General features: G+C 49.5%; 9 protein-coding genes and 1 riboswitch. Of the genes, 1 reads left to right on the plus strand and 8 read right to left on the minus strand.

What is annotated here, in order from left to right; all coding sequences use genetic code 11:
- Positions 1–213 precede the first annotated feature (213 nt).
- The 6 genes from ABWW03_RS10590 to rlmKL all read right to left on the minus strand — a co-directional run bounded on the left by ABWW03_RS10590 (position 214) and on the right by rlmKL (position 8,820).
- Positions 214–1,128, minus strand: coding sequence for a phosphotransferase (locus ABWW03_RS10590; RefSeq protein WP_353408169.1), 915 nt, complete (start codon positions 1,126–1,128; stop codon positions 214–216).
- A complete protein-coding gene (pnuC, locus tag ABWW03_RS10595) occupies positions 1,129–1,758 on the minus strand; it encodes a nicotinamide riboside transporter PnuC (RefSeq protein ID WP_353408170.1) in 630 nt (209 codons plus the stop codon).
- A 34-nt stretch (positions 1,759–1,792) separates the two neighbouring features.
- Positions 1,793–2,068, minus strand: coding sequence for a YkoF family thiamine/hydroxymethylpyrimidine-binding protein (locus ABWW03_RS10600; protein ID WP_353408171.1), 276 nt, complete (start codon positions 2,066–2,068; stop codon positions 1,793–1,795).
- 64 nt (positions 2,069–2,132) lie between these two features.
- Positions 2,133–4,190 (minus strand): TonB-dependent receptor, encoded by a 2,058-nt coding sequence (locus tag ABWW03_RS10605; RefSeq protein ID WP_353408173.1) that lies wholly within the window; start codon positions 4,188–4,190, stop codon positions 2,133–2,135.
- A gap of 85 nt (positions 4,191–4,275) precedes the next feature.
- Positions 4,276–4,406: riboswitch (TPP riboswitch) on the minus strand.
- Positions 4,407–4,499: 93 nt separating this feature from the next.
- Positions 4,500–6,491: an excinuclease ABC subunit UvrB gene (gene uvrB, locus ABWW03_RS10610; protein WP_353408174.1), complete on the minus strand. Its 1,992-nt coding sequence runs from the start codon at positions 6,489–6,491 to the stop codon at positions 4,500–4,502.
- Between the two features lie 7 nt (positions 6,492–6,498).
- Positions 6,499–8,820: a bifunctional 23S rRNA (guanine(2069)-N(7))-methyltransferase RlmK/23S rRNA (guanine(2445)-N(2))-methyltransferase RlmL gene (rlmKL, locus tag ABWW03_RS10615; RefSeq protein ID WP_353408175.1), complete on the minus strand. Its 2,322-nt coding sequence runs from the start codon at positions 8,818–8,820 to the stop codon at positions 6,499–6,501.
- A gap of 666 nt (positions 8,821–9,486) precedes the next feature.
- Here rlmKL and rmf point away from each other — a divergent pair.
- Entirely contained in the window at positions 9,487–9,690 is a 204-nt protein-coding gene (rmf, locus tag ABWW03_RS10620) for a ribosome modulation factor (protein ID WP_353408176.1), read from the plus strand.
- A 123-nt stretch (positions 9,691–9,813) separates the two neighbouring features.
- Here the strand turns inward: rmf and ABWW03_RS10625 are convergent, their stop codons facing one another.
- Both ABWW03_RS10625 and ABWW03_RS10630 read right to left on the minus strand, forming a co-directional pair.
- Positions 9,814–10,842 (minus strand): quinone-dependent dihydroorotate dehydrogenase, encoded by a 1,029-nt coding sequence (locus tag ABWW03_RS10625; RefSeq protein ID WP_353408177.1) that lies wholly within the window; start codon positions 10,840–10,842, stop codon positions 9,814–9,816.
- A gap of 86 nt (positions 10,843–10,928) precedes the next feature.
- Positions 10,929–11,156 (minus strand): DUF2835 domain-containing protein, encoded by a 228-nt coding sequence (locus tag ABWW03_RS10630; RefSeq protein WP_353408178.1) that lies wholly within the window; start codon positions 11,154–11,156, stop codon positions 10,929–10,931.
- Between the last annotated feature and the right edge of the window lie 31 nt (positions 11,157–11,187).

The following is an 11,187-nucleotide window of genomic DNA, read 5'->3' on the forward strand; positions in this document are numbered from 1 at the left end:
ATGATACATTCCCAGCACAGCCGAAGCTGTGTTTACCCCTGGTTCAGAGCAGTTTAGGACCACTGCATCTCGTATGGCGGTCATGATACAAAGCAACTATCACAGAGTTCTCACAACTTTGGGCTGAAACTGTCATTTTGTCCAGTGAATGAACGCGGGAGAGAGGCGCCTGGCCCAGATTCGTTATCGTCGAACCTGATTACGGTTTCCAGCTCAGAAATCTATCCTGGCCGACACGTTTCGGGCTTCCAGCATCAGAGCCGAATGGTATTGAGAACTGTGCTTCCCTGTACCGTAGTGAAGCATCGACCAATAGTATGATTGCAGAGCCAATAGAAAACGCGCTACCGGCAGCTCGTTGAGCAGACATTGGAAATGTTCTTGTTGATCTTGCTCCGGTATCGCCTGTGCACGCAGGTAACGGGAATAAAAACGTTGCAGCTGTTGAGCATCCCAAGCGTAGCTCTGGGCCAGGCTGGCGATATCCAAAATAGCGGGAGTATAGGCGGTGTATTCCCAATCGAGAAAAAATACCCTGCCCTCATGAAACAAAATGTTATCCCGATGAAGATCACTGTGACAAAGACACGATGGCTCTGTCATTTCCAACCACCGTTTCTCAGCGACTTCAAAAGCAACATCCATATCGGGATTCAAATCACAATCAGCACGCAAAGTGTCATTCAAACGCTTTCGGTAACCCGAAATATGTTCAAGAATGCAGCGAGTGTTTACCTCAAAAGGTAATGCGTCAGGTGGTGTAGCGTGCAACCTTGCAAGTTGCTCTGCCAGGGAATCAATAAAAACAGGAGTGTGATGATCTGCATCCGCAAAATACTCACTGAGCATAATGCCTTTGGATCTATCGGCCCATAACAGCGTTGGAGACAAACCTTTCTCGGCCGCCCACACGTAGAGCATCTGTTCCTGGGAACGGTTCACACCCAAACTCCGTGCATCCGCTTTTGCAAGACGCAGAACCAAACTGGGTTTTCCCTGAATAGACAATAAATAATTGTCATTGCTTTCGCTGGGCAATGCAGATAACTGATAGTCGCCATCACACCAGGGCTCAGGCAACAACGCCAACAGCGCTTGACGCTCAGTCAATGACGGCGCCCGACTCATTCAGGCTGCCTGTCGTTCGGCTGACGGGTGAAGCTCTTGCATTTGTTTTCGCCAATGCCAAAAACCAAACACCACCATAATTTCGTAAAGTACAAACAACGCCGCTGTAAACATCAAACCGCGATCCAGATAGAGATAAATAGAAATGCCATCAATCACAAACCAGTAAATCCAGTTTTCCAACACTTTGCGCGCCACCATATAAGTGGTAACAACGGCAGCCCAAGTCGTGAAAGAATCCAGAAATGGCATAGCGGCCTGGCTGAACTGTTGCAATAACACACCACTTAGCAAGCTCAGTAGAAGAATCAATGCAATCGCCAACGCGTGTTGGCGCCAGGTCCAACAATGAATCACCAAGGCTACCGCTTCGCCTTTGGGCTTGCGCCACTGATACCAACCGAACACTGCCATCATCAGATAGTAAATTTGTAAGGCCGACTCCATCAGCAAGCTGACCTTCCAAAATATCACCGTATAAATGGCAGTGCTGACAAAGGCGAAATACCAACAGCTGATCTTTTCCAGCATTGCAAGCGCCAGATAAACCAGAGCACATACAACCGCAAGCAGCTCCCATGCAGCCATCCCCTGTACTTGCGACCACAGGGTATTAATCCATTCAGGCATAAAGCATTCCGCTCTCAATAATTACCGATAAGCATTATCCACCGAAAGGGCTTTTGTCCCAAGGGTCGTTCACGTCGCGGCCGATAAACTTGGCCACAAACACCAGCTGCCCATACGCCTCAAAAGAACGTTTCATTTCTGCTTGAACCGCTGCCATTACCTCATCAAAATCACCCGTCAACAATGTAGCCGTGTGGCCGGTTTCTACTGTGACGCCGTCATGACTTTCAAAGCCGGCAATAACCTCTTTAATCGGTGGAATATAGTGATCTTTCAGAGGGTATAGACTGATATCTACTGTGAGTTTCATAAGCCTCTCCTTTTGAAAAAAAGCCTGCAAATTCGCAGGCTTTGTATAGCCATCTCATCACGTTTTAAAAGCGATATTCACCGCTGACGCCAATCTGTCTCGGCGCGGCAAACTGGAAGTACTCCGCACCTGCGTAACCGTTACGTGGATCATTACCAAAACTGAAACCACGAGTGCGTATATCTTCATCTCCCAGGTTCTTGCCCCAGAGGCTCACTTCCCAGTCAAACTGGCGATACCCCAACTTGGCATTAAACAACACAAAAGATTCAGACTGGGCATCGTGACTGTCCGAAAAATAGAATTCATCCTTCGCCTGAACATCGGCGCTGGTGAACCAGCCCTGCCCCAGATCAAGAGTAAATCCAAGCGCCGCCTGATACGTTGGTGCATGGGCCACTTCACCGCCATTGCGGGTTAAAGAAGTATCGTTCAGCTCAGTTTCCAGCAAACCAATATTGGCAAACGCATCCAATGATTCACTCAATTTCCATTGACTGCTCAACTCCAGGCCGTAACTTTCGCCATCGGCGGAGTTGTCAATAAAATCGACAAACTCGGTACTGCCATTCGGGCGCGGTACCGCGTTGGAGCTTTTGATCTGCACATCTTCGCGATCCTGATAAAAGAACGCCAACTGCACACTGCTCACCTCACTCGCAAACTTATAGCCCAATTCATAGTTCCACAGAACTTCGGTATCAAAGCTTCGGAATTGAGCCGGCAAACTGCCATCGGTATTGAAGCCACCGGATTTATAACCACGTGAGATCAATGCGTAAGTGCTGCCATTGTCGCTATGATGGTAACTCAATGAGACCTTTCCACCCCATAAGTCCTCATCGGAATGGGCGCTCACCTGATTGCTGTCATCATAACGATTACGGTGTTTTTCAAAACGAGCCCCGACACTCAGGTATAAATCATCACTGAGATCGCTGTCTAGCTGGCCATAAATAGCCTGACGCTCCGTGGAAAAGTCACTAAGAAAATCACTGCTCAAATACGTATATTGACGACGCAGGCTTTCATCCTGATCAAAAGCATAAAAACCGATCAACCAGTCACTACTGCCATTGAACATACGGCCTTGATCGGAGGACATCAAGCGAATATCCGCGGTATTGGTATCGCGCTCGCGCAGGTAATTATCGGTGGACGAATAGCCGTCCGGGTGAATACCCACAAAGGTCCAGTCTTCGTCGTAACCATATTCCAGATCAGAATCGGCCACACTGATACTGCCATCTAAAATCATTGTCTCGGAGAACTGCCAATTCAACTGCGCGGAAACCGCTTTTGTTTCCTGACGATCATGACCCGGCTCGTCAGACAAGGTGTTGCGGCTGTTATCAAGAGTGAAATGATCATAACCATTATCGACATCCACGTAGAGGGCGGTCAGATCCAAGCGCAGCTCATCACTTGGCTCGATACGCAATTTTGCACGCACCGTCTTTTCATCGATATCAGCAGTATCATCGCGCCCCAGATGACGGTTTTCCATATAACCATCACTTTCTTCGTCTTGAGTCGCAATTCGATAACTCACCGTATCACTGATCGGGCCAGACATAACCGCAGCCAACTGTCGTGTATTAAATTCAGCAACACTGGCCTTCAGTCGGCCGGTGAATTCATCACTGGGCTCCTGGCTCTTGATGTTGATTAAACCCGCCAGAGCATTCGCACCATACAAGGTCCCCTGCGGACCGCGTAAAACTTCTACCTGCTGGGTATCCAACAAAGTAGCCGCTCCCGCGATGCCACTCATATCAATGCCATCAACCAACACTCCCACAGAAGGGTTGACCGGTTCAACAAATTGGGAGCGCTCACCAATACCACGAATTTGGAAAAAACGGCCGCGTGAAGCGCCAGATGAATAATTCACATTAGGAATGGCATTCAGTAACGCTTCAATGTGACGAGCTTCCTGCAACTCAATCTGGTCGTGAGCAATCACATCCACACTGGCGGCCAGTTCGGTAAGTTTGCTGTCACGAAAATCGGCCGTAACCAGCACTTCCTCAATGCTCTTCTCAGCAAAAAGCAACGGTGAGTTTGCACACAGGCAAGCGAACGCGAGGGGTTTCAAAAAAGGTTGGGCACTTTGGGCCATGTCAAGTCTCCAATACCGACACATCGGTGTAAAAGGGAGACCCGGTTTGCTGCGGGGTAATACGATGGTTAAAAACTGACAGGCGCCAGTATGGCCTTCCTATTCCTACGCCGGCATTGTCCGGATCAGGTTCAAAGGGTTTGTCCAGTTCGCAAACAGGCAATGCTGCGAGAGACATCTCAGGCTCTTAGTTCAGAGCCACCCCTTAGGATGCGTAAAGCGGGAGCATTTTAGAGAATTTCAGGCGAAAAGTCACTTTTGTGACATTTCGCCTAAGTCGAGAGCGAGGCTTCTTTGGCGCGACAGTCGTTATACCTGAGCCTTTAAACGTTGAATGTCATCACGCAGGCGTGCTGCATCTTCAAACTCGAGGTCTTTCGCATGCTGCATCATCTTCTCCTCCAGTTCTTTAATCAGCACCCAAGGATCATCACCTTTCTCCAATTGGTAGCGGCCTGACTTTTCAGCCACTCGATCACGCTTCTTGGCACGCCCAGGAACATGTGCTCCCTCGAGAATATCCGCAATATTTTTAACGATACCTTTAGGCTGAATACCCAGCTTTTCATTGTGTTCAATCTGCTTGGCCCGACGACGCTCTGTTTCATCCATCGCTCGCTGCATGGAGCCAGTAATACGATCGGCGTACAGGATTGCCTTACCGTTCACATTACGAGCCGCCCGGCCAATGGTTTGGATCAATGATCGATCGGAGCGCAGAAAGCCTTCTTTGTCAGCATCCAGGATGGCCACCAAAGACACCTCGGGCATATCCAGACCTTCTCGCAACAGGTTGATACCCACCAGCACATCAAACTCACCTAAGCGCAGGTCTCGAATAATTTCAACACGTTCTACCGTATCAATGTCCGAGTGCAGATAACGGACACGCACATCGTGTTCTTCAAGGTATTCCGTGAGATCTTCAGCCATACGCTTGGTCAGTGTCGTGATCAACACACGCTCATTACCTTGAGTAACGCGCTTGATCTCACCAAGCACATCATCCACTTGGTTCAAGGCTGGTCGCACTTCCAGAACAGGGTCCAAAAGACCGGTAGGCCTTACAACCTGTTCAACCACCTGCCCGGCGTATTCCTCTTCGTACTTACCCGGGGTGGCTGAAACAAAAATTGTTTGGGGCGATGCCGTCTCCCACTCCTCAAAACGCATGGGGCGATTATCCAGAGCAGACGGCAAACGGAAACCGTACTCGACCAGCGTTTCCTTTCTCGATCGGTCCCCCTTGTACATTGCACCAATCTGCGGAACCGTCACATGGGATTCATCAATCACCAACAGGGCATCGTCGGGCAAATAATCGAACAATGTCGGTGGCGGCTCACCCGGATCTCGACCCGATAAATAACGGGAGTAGTTTTCAATGCCCGTGCAGTAACCCAGTTCCTGCATCATTTCCACATCGTACTTAACCCGCTGCTCCAGACGCTGAGCTTCAACCAGTTTGCCGTTTTCACGCAGCTGACTGAGTCGCTCGGTGGATTCCGCTTTGATCGACTCGACCGCATCCAGAATTCGCTGCCTGGGAGTAACATAGTGAGACTTCGGATAAACCGTAAAGCGCGGAACCTTAGAAAGAATTTCACCGGTTAACGGATCAAACAGGGACAACTGTTCAACTTCGGCATCAAAGAGTTCTACTCGCAACGCTTCTCGATCGGAATCAGCCGGGTAAATATCAATGACATCTCCCCGCACACGATACGTTGCACGACGGAAATCCGCATCGTTGCGGGTGTATTGCAGTTCAGCAAGCTTACGCAGAACTTCGCGCTGATCGATTTCGGCGCCGCGTGTCAGGTGCAGGACCATTTTCAAATAGGCGTCCGGGTCACCCAGACCATAAATGGCCGAGACCGTTGCCACAATGACGGCATCACTGCGTTCCATCAATGCTTTAGTAGCCGACAAACGCATCTGCTCAATATGCTCGTTTACTGAGGCATCCTTTTCGATAAAGGTATCCGAAGACGGCACATAAGCTTCCGGTTGATAATAGTCGTAATACGACACGAAATATTCAACCGCGTTATTGGGGAAAAACTCTTTCAGCTCCCCATAAAGCTGTGCGGCCAAGGTTTTGTTGTGCGCCATAATCATGGTGGGTTTCCCCAGGCGCTCGATAACATTCGCGATCGTAAAGGTCTTACCCGAACCCGTTACGCCCAATAAGGTTTGGTGCGAGAGACCGTCTTCTACTCCCTGCACCAATCCGGCTATCGCCTTGGGTTGATCCCCGGCTGGTTCATAACTTGATTCAATCTGAAACTCTTTTGCCATAGCGGTTTTATTTCGCCTGTATTAACCAGCACTGATGAATTTTGGCATTACGCTGAAAATCCTTGTCGATTGAAGCCGCGCTAAAGTCGTCAATGTCAAACTTATCCAAGGCTTCATAGTCAAGTTTAAAACTGCGCAAATTATTCGAAAACACCAAAACGCCACCCGGTTTTAACAAGTCCATACAGCGCTTAATCAGCCCCACATGGTCTTGCTGAATATCCAGGACTTTGCTCATGCGCTTGGAATTCGAAAAGCTTGGCGGATCCAACATGATCACATCAAACGCTTCACGACAATTATTCAAATAGGTAAAGCAATCTTCCTGAACCAGCGCATGTCGGGATTCGGATATATTGTTCAACTCAAGGTTTTCCCGAGCCCAATCGATATAGGTGCGCGACATATCCACGCTCACCGAGGAGTGCGCCCCAGCCAAGGCCGCTTGAACCGTCACTGTGCCGGTGTAACAAAACAGATTCAGCAAGCGTTTTCCATAACTGAGTTCGGCTACTTCTTTTCTCACCAGGCGATGATCGAGAAAAACGCCACTGTCGAGATAATCCCAAAGATTCACAGCAAGCTGAGCCCTGCCCTCATTGACAGTGATTTTACTGCGCCTCTCCTCATCCCTGTCACGATGGCTTTCATACTGTTTCTTGCCACTCTGTCGACGACGTTGCTTAACAGAAATCTGTTCATCATTGAGCTGAAAACCGCTCACGATGGCATCAACCATTTCCTGAAAACGCTCCTTGGCCTTATCTTCATCGATAGATCGAGGCGCTTGATACTCCTGCACATGCCAGTATTCACCGTAAACATCAATTGCAGCGGCATATTCTGGAATATCCGCATCATAGACTCGATAGCAGTCGATCTCGCTGGCCTTCGCCCATTTACGCAGAGACTTCAAGTTTTTGCGCAAACGATTCAACACCATCACCGCGCCATCGCTGAGTTCTGATTCTTCCCGAGGACGATACAATACTCCGCCTTGTAACTCAGTGGCTTTAGGAGCAATCGCTTTTGGCGGCGCATTGACAAATTGACTGCTTTCAACACGAATCAATAAAAGCTCGCTGGGCAATGGGCCGTTAAACATTTTGTAGCGTTTGTGCGCTCGTAAACCCATCGTTTTACCGAGCTCAGGATTGCCTGTAAACACGCCACACTGCCAACCTTCGCAACATTCTTTCAGGCGATCACCTAAGCCTCGATACAACTCTCCAAGCGTATCGATCTCACCGAGGCGCTCGCCATAAGGTGGATTGCTCAACACCAGACCGTGGTCAATATCTTTGAGCTGCTGTACGGCCAGGTGCTCAACACTCTGCAAAGTGAATTGAATATGACGCTCTAACTTGGCGCGCTGGGCATTGAACTTTGCGGCACGCAATACCTTGGCATCCTGATCGAAACCCAGGAACTGCGGCATTGCCAAAGCCATCCCCTGCTGGCGCCGTTTGAGCGCCTCTTCTCGAATAGCTAACCAGACATCGCTTTGATGGTTCAACCAACTTTCAAAACCAAAGGTTGGTCTGGCCAAACCCGGAGCAATGTCAGCTGCCATCAAAGCCCCTTCGATCAAAATGGTGCCAGAACCGCACATAGGGTCGAGCAGCGCCAAACGCTCAACTGTGCCTTGTGTGCGCGCATCAGCCACCATTCGAGGCCATCCGGCTCGCAACAGAATTGCAGCGGCAAGGTTTTCTTTTAATGGTGCCAATCCCTGCTGTTGGCGATAACCACGACGATGCAGACTATCGCCGGACATATCGAGGCTCAAGGCCACTTTGCCACGATGCAAACGTGCGTTAATACGAAGATCTGGATATTGTTTACTGACAGAGGGGCGAGAACCGAACCGATCACGCAAACGATCTACCACAGCATCTTTAATTTTCAAGGCGCCGAACTGGCTATTATTGATAACCCGGTCTGTTCCAATAAAGTCCACGAGCAAGCTGCCATTTGGGCTGAGATATTCCTCCCAAGGAATACCGGCGGCAGCGTCATACATCGCATCGGCCGTATTGGCGGGCAAGCTTTTTAACGGCAATAGCACCTTATTCGCCAATCGCGACCAAAGACAGACACGATAGGCTCCTTCCAAGGAATCTCGCTCTGCGAGCTCACCGAAGTAAACCCCTGCGACGGTCTGCCGTGCGGGCCCGGCCCCCAGGCCTTCGATTTCTGCCAATAGCAGCTCTTCAAGCCCTTTTGCACAGGTCGCAAAGAATGCGTAGCTCTCACTTGGGGAAGGTTTCGGACCACGCTTCTCCGCGGTGGCCGCCTCGGGGCTTCGCCCTGATCGTTTTTCTGTCACTTAAATACCTTTTTACATCGAAAGCCCTAACTGGGCGCACACCAGCCCAGAATCAGGGCAAGCCGCGCATTATCCCGTGAATGGCTCCTAAATTCTATGTGCGAGCCCGATATGGGCCCTTGCATTTCATCGACTACTGTCACCATATGACACAGCGGCTAATTCGGTAACAAGGCTCAGACTGATCGCTTTTTGAGCGCCCGCACTGTAAATGTCATCAACATCGGCGATATTGTATAGATTGTGCGCAAGGCACCTAATCCTCTATAGCAAAAAATTCAGTTTTCCTAGTGGCATATAAGAAATTAGCCGTTTGCAGTTTATTCACTTTTTGCTTTACTAGTTATCCGGTTCAGGAAACTTACTCAACCGGCTAGAGCTGCTGACACCTCAAACCTCGACATTGATTCTCGGTGAACACCCTCAATCAGTGACTTGGCCAGGCAGTTGAAGAATCCGCTGAACAGGACTGTTCAAACGCTCAACAAAGAGCACACTCTAAAAACAGCCCGACGGCATTCCATTAGCGAAGGTGAACAAAAAGGCAGCGTGTAATCCAATCAATATCATCAATTCATTATTAGACAGGAGCCCCCTAAATCCCGAATCGATGTTTGCCTCCACATGAGATGCAAACCTAAAAATAAGCATGAGGTGATTAATATAATGAAACGAAGCAAGCGCGATCCATTTAACAGAGCGTTTAACAAAGGCTACCAAGCCGGTATTGAAGAAAAATCCCGCAGCAGCTGCCCACATGAAAATAGCGCAGCGCGACAACATTGGATAAATGGATGGCGTGAAGGCCGTGAAGATCATTGGAACGGCTTTAACCGCATGGCACAAGCACAGAAAATCAGCAATATGTGAGCACGAAGGGCCACTCCAGCACAGGCGGCCCAGCTTTCTTCTCGTTTTTCTCTAACACATCCCCACTTAGCAAACGCCTTTGGCGTTTGCTTTTTTAGGTCCGCTCAAAATGAAAAGCTAAACTTATTGATTGCTTTGGTGAGTTTGGTAAGCATCAGCCACATCGCGAATCAACTGCGGCCCTTGATAAATAAAGCTGGAATAGATCTGCAGCAGTTTTGCCCCGGCTTCTAACTTCGCAATAGCCGCAGCGGCAGAATCAATCCCACCAACACCAATAATAGGCGTATCGTCGCCTAGTTCCTGGTAGAAGCTGGCGATGACCTCGGTGCTTTTGTCCGTTAGCGGAGACCCACTCAGCCCGCCCGCCTCGCCGACATAATCACTGTCTTCAACACCTTCGCGCCCGATGGTGGTGTTGGTCGCAATCACCCCTTCCATTTCAGCTGCCTTGATGGTGCCCGCGACAGACTGAATCGCCTCGTCATCCATATCCGGTGCAATCTTCACCAATATAGGCACCTTGCGACCATGTTCATCCGCGAGACGCCCCTGGCTTTCCTTCAGACCTTCCAACAAGCGCTTGAGATTGTCCCCAAACTGCAGATCGCGCAGGCCAGGAGTATTGGGAGAAGATATGTTCACCGTCACATAATCTGCAAGAGCGTACGCTCTCTCCAAACAAATCCGATAATCCGATAAGGCTTCTTCTTCAGGGGTCTCTTTGTTCTTCCCGATGTTGATGCCCAAAACTCCTGAAAACTGACGTTTCTTCACCTGCTCCACGAGGTAATCAACGCCTTTGTTATTGAAGCCCATGCGGTTAATGATGGCCCGTTCCTCTTCCAAGCGAAACAAGCGCGGCTTTGGGTTACCCCCTTGGGGGCGAGGTGTGATGGTCCCAATTTCCACAAAGCCAAAACCGAGTTGCCCTAAGGCATTGAAGTAGTCACCGTTTTTATCGAGACCGGCGGCCAGGCCGACAGGATTTGGAAATTTAAGGCCAAACAGCTCAACAGGATTGTCCGCCGGACTCTGTACAAATTTATCCAAAAGATGGAGACGTTGAGCAGCACCAAGACAATCGAGGCTTAGCTCATGAGAGTATTCTGGGTCGAGGGCAAAGAGGCATTTACGGAGCAAAGAGTACATGAAAAGAGTCCTGATTCGAATTGCGGCCATTTTAACAGCCGCGCAGCGGATTAAAAACCCGCAGACAAGCGGGTTTACGCTGAGACTTAACTTAGACGCTCGAAACTGGACAGTCGATGGTTGTGATCAAAACCGATCCGAAACGCGCCTTGCACACCGTTGTGCCCCACAAAGCGACGCAGAACATTCACCGGGAAGCGTACACTCCGCCCATCCCGACTGCGGGCATGGACATCCTTGATGGCAAAACGGTACAGCTTCTGATATTCCTCCGGCGAGATCGAAAGATCAACGACGATAAAATGTTTGCTCATAGGCGGATTGATGTATGTCGGGGCGGAAAAA

The organism is Pseudoteredinibacter isoporae, assembly GCF_040372805.1.
Lineage (GTDB): Bacteria > Pseudomonadota > Gammaproteobacteria > Pseudomonadales > Cellvibrionaceae > Pseudoteredinibacter > Pseudoteredinibacter isoporae_A.

Bases quoted from the DNA above. Each gene is read 5' to 3' on its own strand.
- pnuC (WP_353408170.1), bottom strand. From the start codon at position 1,758: ATGCCTGAATGGATTAATACCCTGTGGTCGCAAGTACAGGGGATGGCT.
- rmf (WP_353408176.1), top strand. From the start codon at position 9,487: ATGAAACGAAGCAAGCGCGATCCATTTAACAGAGCGTTTAACAAAGGC.
- ABWW03_RS10600 (WP_353408171.1), bottom strand. From the start codon at position 2,068: ATGAAACTCACAGTAGATATCAGTCTATACCCTCTGAAAGATCACTAT.
- ABWW03_RS10625 (WP_353408177.1), bottom strand. From the start codon at position 10,842: ATGTACTCTTTGCTCCGTAAATGCCTCTTTGCCCTCGACCCAGAATAC.
- ABWW03_RS10590 (WP_353408169.1), bottom strand. From the start codon at position 1,128: ATGAGTCGGGCGCCGTCATTGACTGAGCGTCAAGCGCTGTTGGCGTTG.
- uvrB (WP_353408174.1), bottom strand. From the start codon at position 6,491: ATGGCAAAAGAGTTTCAGATTGAATCAAGTTATGAACCAGCCGGGGAT.
- ABWW03_RS10605 (WP_353408173.1), bottom strand. From the start codon at position 4,190: ATGGCCCAAAGTGCCCAACCTTTTTTGAAACCCCTCGCGTTCGCTTGC.
- ABWW03_RS10630 (WP_353408178.1), bottom strand. From the start codon at position 11,156: ATGAGCAAACATTTTATCGTCGTTGATCTTTCGATCTCGCCGGAGGAA.